The following is a 13,679-nucleotide window of genomic DNA, read 5'->3' on the forward strand; positions in this document are numbered from 1 at the left end:
GCGCGCAAGGTCATGATCGCCGGCGTCCTCGGCGGCGTCTGCAATCCGGAACAGGGCTTCAGTCTCGATCACCGTCGCTTCGTGCCACAAGACCGGGCGGCGGCCAATCGTCCGCTCGGTGTTCGCAACGGGTTGCGACCTGAGGTTCGCCCAGGAGGTAGGAAGCAAGTGCTTCCGTCCGGCCTGAAAAGCTGGATAAACAACGACATGGAAGACGATTCAGATCACCTGACCAGCCATATGGCCGCCCATCCGCAGAACGATTGGGGCTCGGTTCGCTATGATGCGCGGTTCGACCTTTACTGGCTGTCGGCTGGCGACGCCAGGCAGCAGCTGTTCTATTGCCCGTGGTGCGGCGTTCAGCTTCCGCCGTCTCAGCGCGACCGCTGGTTCGATGAGTTGGAGGCGCGGGGCATCGATCCAAATATCGATCCTATTCCCGAAGAGTTTCAAAGCGGTGCATGGCGAGGGGTCGCCAAGGGCAACCCGCCTTCAAGACAAAGGGGAGCCATCGCCGGCCGATATATCGAATTTTTCGACATTCCCCTCGACGACGAGAGCGCTGATTAAGGTCGTAAGCGGGCCGCCTTCAGGCTTAACGGCCTGAGATCATGGCAGACCGCAGTTCACGCGCCCAATGAATGATGATCGATATCGCCGCTCCTGCGGCGGTGAGTCCGAGAAGGCTGATGAAGCCTGAGCCTGGAAAGAAGAACAGGCTGCTGCAAGCGCCTGTCAGGGCGCCTTGGCCGGCGGCCAGGGCGTAACGCGACGCGTCTGAAACAAGCCCGCTCAATACCATCTCGAACACCAGCAACATGAGCAGGCAGAACAGGACGCCGGCGCCGAAGAGGGCGTAAATGCGGGCCCCGATCATCATCCCCCCAAGGCCGGCCAAGGTCACAGCCGACACGGCGAAAACAACAATGGCGGGGGCGATGAAGCGGGGGACGGGCTGGGTCATCTCGGCATCAAGCTAGGCGAGGCGGCGTGGGAATTCCGCCTACCGGCCCGCCTCTCCATGCCGGAAGCACGTCGTCTGGTGGTCGTTGACCATGCCGACGGCCTGCATGAAGGCGTAGGTGATGACGGGGCCGCAGAACTTGAAGCCGCGGGCCTTCAGGGCCTTGGCCATGGCGACGCTTTGCGGCGTCTGGGTCGGGGCCTCGCGGAAATGGCCCCACTGGTTCACCAGGGGCTCGCCGCCGACGAAGGACCAGAGCCAGGCGGAGAAGTCCTCGCCGTTGTCGCGCATCTCCAGCCAGATGCGCGCGCCGTTGATCGCGGCGTCGATCTTGGTGCCCGAGCGGATGATGCGCGGGTCGGCCAGCAGGCGGGCGCGGTCCGCCTCGTCGTAGCGGGCGACGATCTCGGGGTCGAAGCCGTCGAAGGCCTCGCGCATGCCCTCGCGCTTTCTCAGGATGGTGATCCAGGCCAGCCCGGCCTGGAAGCCGTCCAGCACCAGCTTCTCCCACAGGGCGCGGGCGTCGTACTCGGGCACGCCCCATTCGGTGTCGTGATAGGCGATGTAGAGCGGGTCCGTGGTCCCGCACCAGCCGCAGCGGCCTTCAGCCTTTTCGGATTCGGTCATGGCGCGATGTTGCTGGAATGTTCCGGCAATGCAAGGCCGAGACAGGCGAAAAGGCCCGGCGTCGCCGGGCCTTCCGCGCCGCTGAAGCCGTCTCCTACAGCCGTTCGACCTTGAACCCGCGCGCGGTCAGCATGTCGATGACGCTGTCCTGGTCCATCAGGTGGGCGGCGCCGACGGCGACGAAGGCGGAGCCGGAACCCTTCATCAGGGTCTCGATCTGGTCGGTCCAGTCGGCGTTGCGGACGATCAGGGCGGCGCGATGGACGTCCTCGTGCACGTCGCGGGTGTCGACGCGGTTCAGGCGGCCGACCTCGGCGGCGTCGCCCTTCAGCCAGGCGGCCACGGTCTGGTCCAGCTTGGGCACGATCTGGCCGCCGTTGCGGACATAGTTGTTCAGATAGGCGACCTGGGCCTCCTCGGTCATGCCGGCGATCAGGCGCAGCTGGCGGTCGGCGGTCTCGAAGCCGTGGACGGTTTTGCCCTCGGCCCGGGCCCGGTCCATCAGGGTCTTGTCGACCCCGGCGTCGGGGCGATAGCCGGCCTGGAGCGGGGCGGTTCCGGCGACCATGAAGGCGGCCAGCCAGGGGCGATAGGCGTCCAGGACCGCGCCGCTGGCGCCCACGCCCTGGGCGGCCTTGTCGAAGGCGGCGAAGTCCTCGGCCGACAGGATGGACGACAGGGGGCGGTCGGGAGTGACGCCGTGCTGCTGGGCCACCCGGGCGGCCACGCTCGGGTCGTCCTGGTCGGCCACCTCGACCCAGAACTGGTCCGCCCCGGCGAAGGCGGCGTCCACCTTGTCCGAGCCCCAGGCCGTGCCGGGGCGCAGATAGTGGATCGTGCCGAACAGATAGACGGTCGAGTCCGCGTCCCGCAGCACCCACAAGGCGGGGCCGGCGCCCTCGGCGCGGGGGATGGGTGCGGCGGCGGCGGGCGCAGCTGCCTGCTGGGCGTGGGCGGCGCCGGGGAAGGCGGCCAGAAGCGTGCTGGCGGCCAGGGCGGCGCAGACGCCGAGGGCCAGGCGGGAGACACGGTCGGCCGTACGGCCCATGCGGTCGGCGAGGGTCATTGGAGCATCCTTGGATTGTCGGGGTGTGGGGGCGCCGGTCGGGTCGGCGCGGGCGTCGGCCGGGAGGCCGAAGCGTCGGATCAGAGGGCGTGAGAGACGGCGCCGGCGATGACGGCCGCGGGCTGGGCCTGGCCGAAGGTCGGAACGGCCTCGATCGCCGTGGTGATCAGCAGGGCGCCGCAGAGGCCCAGGGCGAAGCCGGAGAAACGTTCGGCGGCGACGGAGCAGAGGTTGAACATGGGTCGGGTCCTTTGAACGAGAGGGATGGGGGTCAGCGGGCGGAGACGGAGGCGGCGGCGGCGGGCGCCGCGATCCAGGCGGCGGCTTCGCTGGGGCTGGGAATGGTCATCAGGGCGATGCTGATCAGCAGGGCGCCGCAGACGCCGATCGCGAAGCTGGAGACGTGTTCGGCCGCTTGGCCCATGCGGTTGGCGCAGGTCATTGGTCAGTCCTTTGAATGTCGGTGTGTTTTTGAGATTCGGCGGGCGCGGGGCCTCGCCGATTTCACTGAACGAAGATGGCTTCGATCGGTCGGCCGAAGAGGCGGGAGATGCGGAAGGCCAGGGGAAGGGAGGGGTCGTAGCGGCCCTTTTCCAGCGCCTGGACGGTCTGGCGGGAGACACCGAGTTTTTCGGCGAGGTCGGCCTGGGTCCAGTTGCGCTCGGCCCGGCAGACCTTGAGACGGTTGACGAAGTCGCTGCTCATCGGCGGGCCGCCCACCAGAAGCACCAGGCCAGGCCGTAGCCGACGGCCTGTCCGGCGAAGGCGCCGACGACGCCCAGGCCGATCAGGGCGGCGTCCGTATGGGGGACGCGGGCCGGCAGCAGGTCGATCCCGGCTAGGGCGGAGGCGATCACGGCCCCGGCGCCGATGATGAAGCCCAGGTTGCCGCCCCACCACCAGGCCCACTTGTGAGCCTCCTGGGCGGCCTCATCCAGATTGCGCCACCAGTAGAGGGTGTGAAGGGCCAGGAAGATCGCCAGGCCGGCGGCCAGGGCGACGACGCCGATGGAGGGCGCCTGACCCCAGGTCTGGGGCCAGAAGGGCGTGGCGGCCGTGGCGCTGACGCTGACCACGGTCAGGGCGCACAGGCCGGCCGTCAGGTCGTCGATCTTCTTCTTGTCGCCGGCGGCGGTCTTGGTTGCGGTGTTCATGACAAGCTCCCCTGTCGTTGTGACAAGTAAACTTTACCAATGCGCCGCCAGACGTCAAGCGACATTTACATCATGACAAGCAGATTTTCCGTAATTCGGAAATTACCCTTGAAAATCAGGGATCCAGTCGGGTTTCTCGACCCGCACGGGACGGCCGTCGACGGTTAGATCCCCGTCCAGACGGTCCATCCGCATCAGGGCGATGGCCCGGCCCTCGACGCCGGTCATGACCTCTCCGGCGCGCAATTCCCCGTTCAGCACCTCGGCGCCGCGTTCCGGCGGGGGGCCGTCGAAGGCGATGGCCGTCATCCGGTTCTTGATCGTCCCGCGTCGCTTCATGCGCGAGGTCGTCTCCTGACCGATGAAACAGCCCTTGTGGAAGTCGATGCCGTTCAGCAGGTCGAAATCCGCCTCGATCGGATAGGTCTTGTCCAGCAGGGTATCTGCCGTCGGATCCGGCACGCCGAGGCTCAGCCGATGGGCCTGCCAGTCGGCCTCGGTCGCGTCGGTCTCGCACTGATCGCCCCAGCGGCGGCCGCCCAGCGCGGGCAGGCGGGGGTCGGGGACGAAGCCCTCGGGCGCCTCGTTCCAGGCGACGAAGACGGCGTCCGGGATGGGCATGACCTCGACGTCGGACCGCAGCCTGTACATCGACAGGCGCTGGACCAGGACGTCGCGCCGCTCGGCCGCGACGTCCAGCACCACCCCGTTCTCCTCGCCCCACAGGAAGAGGTCGAACAGCAGCCGCCCCGGCGGAGACAGCAAGGCGCCGAAGCGCAGGGCGCCGGGCGCCAGGGTCTCCACATCCTGGGTCAACAGGTTGTGCAGGAAGGGGCGGGCGTCGGGTCCGGTGACACGGATCAGGGCGCGGCTGTCGAGGCGGGCGATAGGCATGCCGCCAAGATAGGGAGGGGAGGGGGAGAGCGACAGTGCCTCCGGAATCCTTCTCCCCTTGTGGGAGAATGCGCTCAAGCAGCCGAAGGCGTTAGCGCGCTACCCCTTCTCCCCTTGTGGGAGGATGCGCTCAAGCAGCCGAAGGCGTTAGCGCGCTACCCCTTCTCCCCTTGTGGGAGAAGGGCAGGTCCCAACATAGCGTATCTAGGGTGTTTTTTCGAATTCGCTGATCATGTGTAGCGCCTGTGCAGCTACACACGATCACGTCGAAGCCCGGCGCTGTAGCTGTCGGCACGACTGGATCGTCGCTGAAATGCAAGATTGTTCGCCAATAGCGAACTTTATCCTTGACCGGGCGAACGCATGTGCTATCTACCAATCATCGTTAGGTAAGGAGATGCGCAACAAGCGAAGGAAGTCCGAAAGGCCATCCTGAGGAAGCTTCGGCTTCTACCATATGCTGGTGTCGTGAGGGGGCTCCCCCTCTCTCCCGGTTAGAGCCGCTACGCGCGCTGCGCTGCGCGGCAGGGATGCCCCTGGGGTTAATGCTGCCAACTCAAAACTCCCTCCCTGGTGAGCGCTGCCTGACACTTTCGTCAGGTCATCAAGGAGAATGTCCAAATGAGCATTTCGGCTCACAACGACCCTACCGAGGGTTGGCAGAAGCAATTGAAGGCGAAGTTCCAGAAGGCGATCTCGGTCGCCCGTGTTCTTTTTCGAAAGGCGCTGGTACATCGACAAACGCTGGTATTTTTCATCAATATGGGTTTCGGCCTGTTTAAGTTGGTGAAGTTTATCCTGTCGTTCTTCTAAGCGCCTCAGGGAGTAATCTTTTTGCGTGATTGGAGATGTTATGCTGAACGATACACTTGGCATTGTTAGATCGTTCCACAATCTGTCGAAGGTAGAAGTTGCCGCGAAGGTGGGGCTTTCTAGATCTTATATTAGCGAACTGGAGAGCGGCCAAAAGAAGGTTACGCTTGAGGTTCTGCAGAAATATAGCGATGCATTTGCCATACCAATGTCTTCTCTTTTGTTCTTTGATGAACATAAAAAAGATAATTCGGCCGTTGAATCCGCTAGAATTGCTATCGGCGGCAAAGTCGTAAAAATGTTGCAGTGGATTTCCGACATTTCGGATGTTCGCAAGGATGACCGGCTAAAGTAAGATGAAGCGCATAAAGGTATCACCCAACCAAAGTGCTATCTTTAGAGTTCGCTCATTTAAACGCCTTGCTGCCATACTTCATTGCTCTGGCGAGGAGCTTGAAAAACTGGCAGCGTCCGAAACAAATTATATGGAATACGACCAAGACGGAAGGTGGATTGAAGCCCCGAAGCCCAAGATCAAGGCTATTCATCGTCGGTTTGCTGCACTACTCGCGCAAATTGAAACTCCAGACTATCTTCATTCGTCCGTAAAAAAGCGATCCTACGTTACGAACGCTAGGGATCACGTAGCAGAACAATCGACAGCGAAAGTCGATATAAAGAAATTCTACCGATCTTCTCGGTCTGCCCAGGTATATTCGTTTCTAACAAACGATCTCGAATGGTCCGGAGATGTCGCCGGGCTGATGACTCGCATTCTTACGCATAACGGCCATCTGCCGACTGGCGGAAATGCTAGTCCACTTCTTTCGTTTTGGGTCTACAAAGATCTATTTGACGCCGTGAACGAGGTGGCGCGCGAGAGCAATGCGGTCTTTTCCCTTTACGTCGATGACATGACTCTTACTGGGCGGTTTGTTCGTCGTAAGACCATCCATGATATAAGGCGCCTCGTCGGAGACGTTCGGCTCAAGGCCCATAAGATTAAGTACTTTCCTCCAGGTACCTCGAAGGTCATTACGGGGGTAGCTCAAACAAAAACTGGACCGAAGGTCCCATTCCCCCGGCAGCTCCGCATTAGAGAAGCAGAAGAAGCGCTACGTCGTGCGAAGAATAATGACGAACGCTTCGATGCGCTAAAGCCGTTAGTGGGAAGGCTGTGTGAAGCCGCAGAAATCGATCCTGTTACTTGGCGGGGCAAGCGCGATAGAGCAATCCGAGAGAAACAGGAGATTGACAGGGCTCGAATTGCGGACACGGGAATTCCCCGGGGCATTAGCGTTGCAGCCACTCCGAACATCCCCCACGCCGGAGATGAACCACCTTGGGCGATGCCAGCACCTCGGACGACCAGCGCACCGGCTGTCAGCGAGACCGATCAAGATATCGATGTGCTCGACCCTTCAATAGCGAACGGGTGAGCACGCTCATCTGGGCAAATTCGGTGCGGCTATACCGCAACTTCGTTGTGTCCCGATGCCGGCTCATCGCCACATAAGTCGCATGCCGATCCATGTGGCGACTGGCCAGGACGTAAGCCCTATCAACCGTCGCCCCCTGCATCTTGTGGATCGTGGCGGCATAGCCGTGCGTCAGGTCCGCGTATTCCTTGCGGTCGAACCGCAGGTTTCGCCCGTCGCCCAGCCGCACCTCAATCCCTGATCGACCGAGCGCGGTCAGCGTCCCGAGAGTCCCGTTCTTGACGCCGAGCGACCGTTCATTTCGCAGGAACATCACCTGGTCCCCAACGGCAAAGGCCCGTTCGCCGTTTGTGGTCTCCACCGCTTGATCTGGCCCGAGCCTTCCGGCAGCCCGCAGCATCTCCCGCGCCAGCCGGTTCAGTTCCGCCACATCCGCCCGCGTGTAGGCCAGCAGCATCTGGGACGCGGCCGGATTGCGCTGCTGATCCGCCATCCAGTCCGCTACCAGCGCTCTACGCGCGTCATCGCGTGTGTCGTGCCCGTGGACAGCGCCAGCGGCATCATATCGCTCAATGGCGGCCTGGGTCCGACCCGTTGCCAGTTCACGGGTCGCCGCCCTCTGCCACTCGTCGCGCTGGCGTCGCACCTCGGTGATTTCCATGGCACCGTGTCGCTCCACGAGACGCCGGAACGGCGCCCCGGCCTCAATGGCCTGAAGCTGCTCCGGATCACCGACCACCACGACCTTGGCGCCGCCGCGCTCGGCCGCTTCGAGGATGCGGCGCATCTGCCGCGTCCCGACCATGCCTGCCTCGTCAATCACCAGCACATCATCCCGGGTGAGGTGGTCCCGGTCGCGCGCCCAGGCGTACTCCAGGCTCGCCAGCGTCCGCGACGGGATGCCGGAGCCCTTCTCCAGATTCTCCGCCGCGATGCCGCTGAGCGCGGCGCCCACCACCCGGTAGCCTTCCGCCTCCCAGGCCGCGCGCGCCACGCCGAGCGCCGTGCTCTTGCCCGTCCCGGCATAGCCGACGACCGCCGCCAGACACCCGGCCGACAGTGCATGCGCTACCGCCAGCACCTGCTCGTCGCCGAGTTGTCCGATGGCCACCATTTCCGCTCTGGCGGCGCGGCCGGAGCGTTCGGTGATGGCGTGATGAGACCGACTCTCCAGCCGGTCAGACGCCCGGAGCATGGCCTCCTGGGCGCGGATCAGATCGCGGCTGGTGAAGCGCTCTCGTCCACGCTCATCATGCCCCAGAGGCACCAGTTCCGGCGACGCCAGTATCCTGGCGTGGAGCCGGTCGAACTGGTCCTTGCCGTCGGTGTGGCGGAAGACGAACCGCGCCAGATCATGGCGGGTGAAGGTCTCCTGCGTGTGGGTCAGGGCTTCGAGTGCGGCGGCCGGATCGCGCAGCAGCCGTTCGCCGTTACGCCGGGCGATGTCGCGGTGCTGTTCGGCCCGTTCCGAGGCCCGGCCGCGCGCCTCAGATCGCGCAGCGGCCGGGCCGATCTTGAACTGGGGTTCAAGCTCGATGCCCTGATCCTTGAGGCTGCGGTGATCGATGCGAATGTCGTGGTCGAGTTCGGCCAGGCGAGCGTTCACATGCTCAGCCCAAGCTTCGCGCCAGTGCTCCAGAAGGGCGGTGCTGTTCCAGTCCCGCGCCTTGGCGCCGAAGCCGTCGGCGCCGACTTCCCGCAGCGCCAGCATCACATGGGCATGAGGCTTGGGCAGGCCGTCGTGGCCAACATCAGAGTGGACGTTCAGATCGGCGACCATGCCCCGCCGCACGAACTCCCGCTGGACGAAGGCGCGGGCCAGTTCGACAGCGTCAGCGGGCTGCATCTCTCCGGGTAGGGCGAACTCGATCTCGCGGCAGAGCTGGGCGTCTTTGCGCTTCTCTCCCCATTCGACCTCATTCCAGAGCGCCTGCCGGTCGGACCACCGCTCTGGTGCGCCATCCGGCAACAGGATCTCCGAGTGCAGGACGCCGGATTTGCGGCTGTAGTCGCAGGGCCGCTCGGTGCGCTCGTCGAACAGCCGCGACGCCGAGCGATAGGCCGCCGCCGCCACAGCGCTGCGGCCGGTCGAGCGAGAGATGATCTTGGCGGAGAAGTGGTAGATGGCCACGACCGCAGCGGCCCCGAGCAAAGCGCACGTCGGCACGACGTATAAGCGCGCACTCCGGACAGCATGTCCGTCGTGACGGGGACTGGCGTCCCGCAAGTCTACGGAGGTGGAAAGCCGCGATCCACCATCGCGTCCGGTTTCCAGGCATGAGAGTACATGCAAGGCTGAGCCGCACTATTCCCCCACCGCCAGGACCTGAATGCATGGATGAGCTGACCGCCGAGACCGACCTGATCGGCATGACCGCCGACATCGTTTCGGCCTTCGTGTCGAACAACGCGATCGCCGCCGACGCCCTGCCACGCCTGATTGCGGGCGTGCATGGCGCGCTGGCTGGCACGACCCAGGTTGCGGCGCCCGAGCCAGAACCGCAGGCGCCTGCGGTGCCGATCCGGAAGAGCATCACGCCGGACCACATCATCTGCCTGGAAGACGGCAAGCCCTTCAAGTCGATGAAGCGCCATCTGTTCAACAAGTACGGCCTCACCCCGGAGGATTATCGCGCCAAGTGGGGCCTGCCGAAGGACTATCCGATGGTGGCGCCGAACTACGCGGCTGCACGCTCGGAGCTGGCCAAGTCGATGGGCCTCGGCCAGGGCGGTCGCAAGCCTGCCAAACGCGGCCGCAAGCCGGCGGCCAAGTAGCGCCTACCAACCCTCGCGCCACCGCAGACTTACGGGGGCGCGCGCAAGGCGGGACCGAAGCATGATGGCGGCTCTTCGAAGGAAGAGAGAGCCGTCATCATGCGAAAGCCCAGGGACATCGACGCCGAACTCGCGGCGCTGGCGGAACGCGCCACCGCGCTGAAGGCGCGCCGGGTCACCCAACTCGGCGAACTTGTTATCGCCAGCGGCGCGGACGCCCTAGGTGCCGACATCCTCATGGGCGCGCTGAGTGTCGCAGCGACCGAGAAGAACGAGCAGACCCGAGGCCAATGGCGCCAGCGTGGCGAAGCCTTCTTTCGCGGCCAGCGGACGCGCGCCGCTGCGGCAAGCGCTCCGCCTTACGATCCACAGACTGAACCGTCTCCCAGCCCTGATGCGCCGGACTGAAGCCATGCAGCGGCGGGCAGATCATCAGGAAAGTCAGAACGCACGGCGCGCCCGCACCCGCCACCTGATCGAACTGGGCGGTCTGGTGCAGAAGGCAGGCTTGGTCGAACTCACGGGCGACGACCGTAACGTCATCTTCGGCGGCCTGCTTGTCGTCGCCGCCATGCTGCATTCTGATCGGCGCGACGAGGCCATGGCGGTTCTGGCGCACCGGGGGCGTCGCGCCTTCAGGGGTGACAAGGAGTCCCCCAGCGGCGATGCTCCCGCCCCATGGTGATCCGTCGCGAATACCACAGAGCCGGCCGCGAGGAGCTTCGCCTTGCGAAGCGCGGCGGTAACGGCAAGACTCGCCAGATGAAGACGAGTCTCGATCATCTGCCGCTGGGCAAACGCCGCGAGCTGGAGCACGTGCTCGGCGTCATCAAGGACGAGTTCGGCAAGGCTATCGCCAACCGGCGCGCCGAAGGCGTTAAGGACGGCCAGATCCTCAAGGTCATCCTCTACGGATCATACGCTCGGGGCGACTGGGTGGAGGATCCCGTCGGGCGCTACTTCTCCGACTTCGATCTGCTCGTCGTTGTCAGCGACGAAAAGCTGACGGATGTGCTGGAGTTCTGGGAAGGCGCGGAGAAGCGTCTGCGGCGGGACCTCGCCTCGGGCGCCAATCTGCGCACCCCCGCCGACCTGATCATTCATTCGCTCAAGGACGTGAACGACCAGCTGGCCCAGGGCCGGTACTTCTTTGCGGACATCGTGCGCGAGGGCGTGGTGCTGTTCGAGGCGCCGGACCATCCATTTGTTGATCCGCAACCTCTTCCAAGCGATGCGGCGGTGAAAGAGGCCGAGAAATACTACGCCGAGAATATGGGGTCCGCGAGCCGCTTCATCACGCACGCTCGCCTAGACATTGAGAACGAATGGAACAGCCTAGCGGCCTTCCATCTCCATCAGGCTGCGGAGAACTTCTACAACGCCGTCTTGCTCGTCGCGACGCTGTACACGCCGAAGTCCCACAATCTGGTCCGGCTGCGAAATGCAGCCGAGCCAATCGATGCGCGGTTGGCGGAGGTATGGCCGACGGAGACGAAGTTCCAGAAGCGGTGCTTTGAGCTCCTGCGCGCGGCCTATGTGAAGGCGCGGTACTCCGAGCATTATCGGGTGACTGCCGAGGAGCTTGCCTGGATGCTCGAGCGACTGAAAGTGCTCGAGAACATGGTGGAGACGATCTGCCGCGATCGATTGAATGGCTTGAGCACCGCCAGGAAAGGCTGAAATGCGACAGAAGCTGACATCGGCGAACTGGCTGATGCGCGGCCAGTTTCCGCATGGCGTACCAACCGCGTGATGCTTGTTAAGCCAGATTTTCTTTGTGGTGCCACGCGCCGCAGGCTGGGCGCTCGCGCTTAGCGTGCAAAACGCCTTGACATGTAACGATGTTTGGTAAGACTTCTCCAAAGTACAGGGGGGGAGCGTGCCAAAGGTTATCTATCTCACAGGCGCTCCGGCGTCTGGAAAAAGCTCAACGTCGCGCCTGCTAAACGAGCAACTGCCCTCCCTGCTGATTTGGGAATACGGGAAGCGGCTCACGCAGCATTGCAGGACGAAGTACGGCGCAGCCGATCACGAAGACCTCCGGGCGCGTTCCAGCGCCATTGTGACGCCTGAGGATATTGTTGAGGTGGATCGGGCATTGCTGGAGTTCGTATCCACGAACCGCGATTCGCATCCGATCCTTATTGATAGTCACCCGGTAACGAAGGAAGATTTTGGATTCCGGATTACTGCCTTTTCCGCGTCACAGCTGTCCGCACTTGATCCAAGTGAAATTTGGGTCACTTTCGTAAGTCCCGAAGAGACGTGCAATCGTATTGCCGCAGACAATGGGGGACGCCCAGCAGTAACCGAGGAGGAGGCGCGCATGCACACGGGGTTGCAAGCTTCGATAGCTGCAATCTACGGCGTGACTGCTCCTTGTCCCGTCTACCTCTTCGATACTGGTCGAGACCAGCAGGCGCTGGTTAAGCGCCTCGTGGGGCGTTTGTCATGAGCTTTGCCAGCTGGGTATCGCGCTTGAGCCTTATGAAGCGCCAAAAGAGCCGTCCAGTCGTTGGGACGGCTGTTCCACCCTCTGAGCGTCGTCGGATTGATCTGCGTCAGGCCATAAATGCGGTATCGGATGTAGTCCAGAATCGACCGCGCCCATTGAGGGTGTTCGATCAGATCCACATGAAAACCGGAGACATGGTACTTCAAAGCGAGATGATCGCCGATTGGGCCGACGGGAAACGCCTGGCCTTCATCGGCGATGGTGATGCGATTAGCGTTTGCGTGGCCTATTTGAAGGCGCGAGGGGTCCTAAACTTCGGGCCGTCGCACATCACCGTCTTCGACTTCGATGAGCGCACAGTGGAGGCTGTCAAGAATTTCGCTGACCGCGAAGGCATCACCAACCTTGATGCTCAGCTCTACAACGTGCTGGACGCCCTAGAGCCAACAAATCCCTTTGATTGCTTTTACACAAACCCGCCTTGGGGGGCGTCAAACGCGGGCCGGAGCGTCAATGTATTTATCCAACGCGGCATGGAAGCCACGAAGCACGCGGGTGAAGGTGTAATCGTAATCGCCGACGACGACGCGCTGGAGTGGCCAAAACACGTTCTGGCTGGAGTGCAGAGCTTCGCGTCATCGCATGGATTCTACGTCTCTAGGATGCAGAGAAAGCTTCACGAGTATCATCTCGATGATGCACCGGACCTAAAGTCATGCAATCTCTACGTGTCAGCGCTTCCGGGAAATCCGTCTCCAGGCAATAGCCAAGCTATTGTTGATGGCGACCGGCTCGCAAATTTCTACGGACTAGATCAGCCCCCCACCGTTCGTTATGTCCGCGCTAAGAGAAGATTAGATTACGGCGTGGCGCACGAGGATGAATACAGCCTGGAGTACCTCGAAAATGCTCGCAAATGACATCGTCCGCCCCGGTGCTGGGCTCCTCTTCATGAAGATCGGCACTCACGCTAGCGAAGATTTAGACAAAATAATCGCGCGCAAGCGGTCGGAGATTGCTAATACTGGATTTGGTATGTGGGGATATGGTGGGAACACCTGCCACCCAGCATCTATGGTGCAGCCGTTCGCCCGAAGCTTTGCAGAGCGAGGTCAGCCGATTCACTTAGTGATGGAGCAAATGCAGTCCAATCACTTTGGATCTGGCGTTGCTGCGGAGTACTCCGTAGATGGCCAGAGCTGGTCAGAAATACCGGATACTATTGAAGTCCGTGGTTCAAAGTATGCACTTCTAATTGAGGACCTGCATGCAGACAGCATGAACCTACCCTTGGATCAGACTCGCGTGCCTGTTGGCCCTAGTACGGGCCGATTAGGTAGCCTTTACATAAAGGGGCGCGTTGACAAAGCCTGCCTTGAGGTAACGGATGCTCCAGAGCTACCCAATGATCGTGAGCCCAAGATTATAGAGATTGGACTGGTGGCGAAACTGAAAGATCCGTATGCTGTATTCCTTCGTGGGGAGCGATAAA

At 62.5% G+C, this 13,679-nt stretch carries 20 protein-coding genes; 11 read left to right on the plus strand and 9 right to left on the minus strand.

Going from position 1 to position 13,679, the window contains the following annotated elements:
- The first annotated feature begins 12 nt into the window (after nucleotides 1–12).
- Nucleotides 13–570, plus strand: coding sequence for a DUF6980 family protein (locus tag ABIE19_RS03145; RefSeq protein WP_354087666.1), 558 nt, complete (start codon nucleotides 13–15; stop codon nucleotides 568–570).
- Between the two features lie 25 nt (nucleotides 571–595).
- On the opposite strand, the gene ABIE19_RS03150 is transcribed toward ABIE19_RS03145, so the two are convergent.
- From ABIE19_RS03150 to ygfZ, 8 genes are all read right to left on the minus strand, one after another.
- Nucleotides 596–964: a hypothetical protein gene (locus ABIE19_RS03150; protein WP_354087667.1), complete on the minus strand. Its 369-nt coding sequence runs from the start codon at nucleotides 962–964 to the stop codon at nucleotides 596–598.
- Nucleotides 965–1,003: 39 nt separating this feature from the next.
- Nucleotides 1,004–1,591, minus strand: coding sequence for a DNA-3-methyladenine glycosylase I (locus ABIE19_RS03155; RefSeq protein ID WP_354087668.1), 588 nt, complete (start codon nucleotides 1,589–1,591; stop codon nucleotides 1,004–1,006).
- A 94-nt stretch (nucleotides 1,592–1,685) separates the two neighbouring features.
- Complete coding sequence (locus ABIE19_RS03160; protein ID WP_354087669.1) at nucleotides 1,686–2,657, minus strand: TraB/GumN family protein; 972 nt, start codon at nucleotides 2,655–2,657, stop codon at nucleotides 1,686–1,688.
- An 80-nt stretch (nucleotides 2,658–2,737) separates the two neighbouring features.
- Nucleotides 2,738–2,896, minus strand: coding sequence for a hypothetical protein (locus ABIE19_RS03165; RefSeq protein WP_354087670.1), 159 nt, complete (start codon nucleotides 2,894–2,896; stop codon nucleotides 2,738–2,740).
- Nucleotides 2,897–2,928: 32 nt separating this feature from the next.
- Nucleotides 2,929–3,099, minus strand: coding sequence for a hypothetical protein (locus ABIE19_RS03170; RefSeq protein ID WP_354087671.1), 171 nt, complete (start codon nucleotides 3,097–3,099; stop codon nucleotides 2,929–2,931).
- Nucleotides 3,100–3,161: 62 nt separating this feature from the next.
- On the minus strand, nucleotides 3,162–3,362 hold the full coding sequence (locus tag ABIE19_RS03175; RefSeq protein WP_354087672.1) for a helix-turn-helix transcriptional regulator: 201 nt from the start codon (nucleotides 3,360–3,362) through the stop codon (nucleotides 3,162–3,164).
- A complete protein-coding gene (locus ABIE19_RS03180) occupies nucleotides 3,359–3,811 on the minus strand; it encodes a hypothetical protein (protein ID WP_354087673.1) in 453 nt (150 codons plus the stop codon). Before ABIE19_RS03180 ends, ABIE19_RS03175 begins: the two co-directional genes overlap by 4 nt.
- A 102-nt stretch (nucleotides 3,812–3,913) precedes the next feature.
- Nucleotides 3,914–4,705 (minus strand): CAF17-like 4Fe-4S cluster assembly/insertion protein YgfZ, encoded by a 792-nt coding sequence (gene ygfZ / locus ABIE19_RS03185; protein WP_354087674.1) that lies wholly within the window; start codon nucleotides 4,703–4,705, stop codon nucleotides 3,914–3,916.
- 621 nt (nucleotides 4,706–5,326) lie between these two features.
- On the opposite strand from ygfZ, the gene ABIE19_RS03190 reads away from it, so the two are divergent.
- Genes ABIE19_RS03190 through ABIE19_RS03200 form a run of 3 tightly spaced genes read left to right on the plus strand, consistent with a single transcriptional unit; the run spans nucleotide 5,327 to nucleotide 6,957 of the window.
- On the plus strand, nucleotides 5,327–5,518 hold the full coding sequence (locus tag ABIE19_RS03190) for a hypothetical protein (RefSeq protein ID WP_346522173.1): 192 nt from the start codon (nucleotides 5,327–5,329) through the stop codon (nucleotides 5,516–5,518).
- 40 nt (nucleotides 5,519–5,558) lie between these two features.
- Nucleotides 5,559–5,873: a helix-turn-helix domain-containing protein gene (locus tag ABIE19_RS03195; protein ID WP_346522174.1), complete on the plus strand. Its 315-nt coding sequence runs from the start codon at nucleotides 5,559–5,561 to the stop codon at nucleotides 5,871–5,873.
- A 1-nt stretch (nucleotide 5,874) separates the two neighbouring features.
- A complete protein-coding gene (locus ABIE19_RS03200; RefSeq protein ID WP_354087675.1) occupies nucleotides 5,875–6,957 on the plus strand; it encodes a reverse transcriptase family protein in 1,083 nt (360 codons plus the stop codon).
- On the opposite strand, the gene traA is transcribed toward ABIE19_RS03200, so the two are convergent.
- Nucleotides 6,902–9,088, minus strand: a complete 2,187-nt coding sequence (traA, locus tag ABIE19_RS03205; protein WP_354087676.1) for a Ti-type conjugative transfer relaxase TraA — start codon at nucleotides 9,086–9,088, stop codon at nucleotides 6,902–6,904. The two genes, ABIE19_RS03200 and traA, sit on opposite strands and share 56 nt — an antisense overlap.
- A gap of 203 nt (nucleotides 9,089–9,291) precedes the next feature.
- Between traA and ABIE19_RS03210 the strand changes: the two genes are divergently transcribed.
- The 7 genes from ABIE19_RS03210 to ABIE19_RS03240 all read left to right on the plus strand — a co-directional run bounded on the left by ABIE19_RS03210 (nucleotide 9,292) and on the right by ABIE19_RS03240 (nucleotide 13,678).
- Entirely contained in the window at nucleotides 9,292–9,732 is a 441-nt protein-coding gene (locus ABIE19_RS03210) for a Ros/MucR family transcriptional regulator (RefSeq protein ID WP_435521126.1), read from the plus strand.
- Nucleotides 9,733–9,831: 99 nt separating this feature from the next.
- Entirely contained in the window at nucleotides 9,832–10,140 is a 309-nt protein-coding gene (locus ABIE19_RS03215; protein ID WP_354087677.1) for a conjugal transfer protein TraD, read from the plus strand.
- A 4-nt stretch (nucleotides 10,141–10,144) separates the two neighbouring features.
- On the plus strand, nucleotides 10,145–10,417 hold the full coding sequence (locus ABIE19_RS03220; RefSeq protein ID WP_354087679.1) for a conjugal transfer protein TraD: 273 nt from the start codon (nucleotides 10,145–10,147) through the stop codon (nucleotides 10,415–10,417).
- Entirely contained in the window at nucleotides 10,411–11,412 is a 1,002-nt protein-coding gene (locus ABIE19_RS03225) for a HEPN domain-containing protein (protein WP_354087680.1), read from the plus strand. Before ABIE19_RS03220 ends, ABIE19_RS03225 begins: the two co-directional genes overlap by 7 nt.
- 199 nt (nucleotides 11,413–11,611) lie before the next feature.
- Nucleotides 11,612–12,187, plus strand: coding sequence for an AAA family ATPase (locus tag ABIE19_RS03230; protein ID WP_346522180.1), 576 nt, complete (start codon nucleotides 11,612–11,614; stop codon nucleotides 12,185–12,187).
- Entirely contained in the window at nucleotides 12,184–13,107 is a 924-nt protein-coding gene (locus tag ABIE19_RS03235) for a bis-aminopropyl spermidine synthase family protein (protein WP_354087681.1), read from the plus strand. Before ABIE19_RS03230 ends, ABIE19_RS03235 begins: the two co-directional genes overlap by 4 nt.
- A 31-nt stretch (nucleotides 13,108–13,138) precedes the next feature.
- Nucleotides 13,139–13,678 carry a hypothetical protein gene (locus ABIE19_RS03240; RefSeq protein WP_346522182.1) on the plus strand — a complete coding sequence of 180 codons (540 nt, stop codon included), beginning with the start codon at nucleotides 13,139–13,141 and terminating at the stop codon, nucleotides 13,676–13,678.
- The last annotated feature ends 1 nt before the right edge of the window (nucleotide 13,679 follow it).

The organism is Brevundimonas faecalis, from assembly GCF_040549405.1.
GTDB classification, from domain to species: domain Bacteria; phylum Pseudomonadota; class Alphaproteobacteria; order Caulobacterales; family Caulobacteraceae; genus Brevundimonas; species Brevundimonas faecalis.

What these genes read in the sequence shown, in the direction of transcription:
- ABIE19_RS03145 (WP_354087666.1), top strand. Translation starts at nt 13, where the DNA reads ATGATCGCCGGCGTCCTCGGCGGCGTCTGCAATCCGGAACAGGGCTTC.
- ABIE19_RS03150 (WP_354087667.1), bottom strand. Translation starts at nt 964, where the DNA reads ATGACCCAGCCCGTCCCCCGCTTCATCGCCCCCGCCATTGTTGTTTTC.
- ABIE19_RS03155 (WP_354087668.1), bottom strand. Translation starts at nt 1,591, where the DNA reads ATGACCGAATCCGAAAAGGCTGAAGGCCGCTGCGGCTGGTGCGGGACC.
- ABIE19_RS03160 (WP_354087669.1), bottom strand. Translation starts at nt 2,657, where the DNA reads ATGACCCTCGCCGACCGCATGGGCCGTACGGCCGACCGTGTCTCCCGC.
- ABIE19_RS03165 (WP_354087670.1), bottom strand. Translation starts at nt 2,896, where the DNA reads ATGTTCAACCTCTGCTCCGTCGCCGCCGAACGTTTCTCCGGCTTCGCC.
- ABIE19_RS03170 (WP_354087671.1), bottom strand. Translation starts at nt 3,099, where the DNA reads ATGACCTGCGCCAACCGCATGGGCCAAGCGGCCGAACACGTCTCCAGC.
- ABIE19_RS03175 (WP_354087672.1), bottom strand. Translation starts at nt 3,362, where the DNA reads ATGAGCAGCGACTTCGTCAACCGTCTCAAGGTCTGCCGGGCCGAGCGC.
- ABIE19_RS03180 (WP_354087673.1), bottom strand. Translation starts at nt 3,811, where the DNA reads ATGAACACCGCAACCAAGACCGCCGCCGGCGACAAGAAGAAGATCGAC.
- ygfZ (WP_354087674.1), bottom strand. Translation starts at nt 4,705, where the DNA reads ATGCCTATCGCCCGCCTCGACAGCCGCGCCCTGATCCGTGTCACCGGA.
- ABIE19_RS03190 (WP_346522173.1), top strand. Translation starts at nt 5,327, where the DNA reads ATGAGCATTTCGGCTCACAACGACCCTACCGAGGGTTGGCAGAAGCAA.
- ABIE19_RS03195 (WP_346522174.1), top strand. Translation starts at nt 5,559, where the DNA reads ATGCTGAACGATACACTTGGCATTGTTAGATCGTTCCACAATCTGTCG.
- ABIE19_RS03200 (WP_354087675.1), top strand. Translation starts at nt 5,875, where the DNA reads ATGAAGCGCATAAAGGTATCACCCAACCAAAGTGCTATCTTTAGAGTT.
- ABIE19_RS03210 (WP_435521126.1), top strand. Translation starts at nt 9,292, where the DNA reads ATGGATGAGCTGACCGCCGAGACCGACCTGATCGGCATGACCGCCGAC.
- ABIE19_RS03215 (WP_354087677.1), top strand. Translation starts at nt 9,832, where the DNA reads ATGCGAAAGCCCAGGGACATCGACGCCGAACTCGCGGCGCTGGCGGAA.
- ABIE19_RS03220 (WP_354087679.1), top strand. Translation starts at nt 10,145, where the DNA reads ATGCAGCGGCGGGCAGATCATCAGGAAAGTCAGAACGCACGGCGCGCC.
- ABIE19_RS03225 (WP_354087680.1), top strand. Translation starts at nt 10,411, where the DNA reads ATGGTGATCCGTCGCGAATACCACAGAGCCGGCCGCGAGGAGCTTCGC.
- ABIE19_RS03235 (WP_354087681.1), top strand. Translation starts at nt 12,184, where the DNA reads ATGAGCTTTGCCAGCTGGGTATCGCGCTTGAGCCTTATGAAGCGCCAA.
- ABIE19_RS03240 (WP_346522182.1), top strand. Translation starts at nt 13,139, where the DNA reads ATGAAGATCGGCACTCACGCTAGCGAAGATTTAGACAAAATAATCGCG.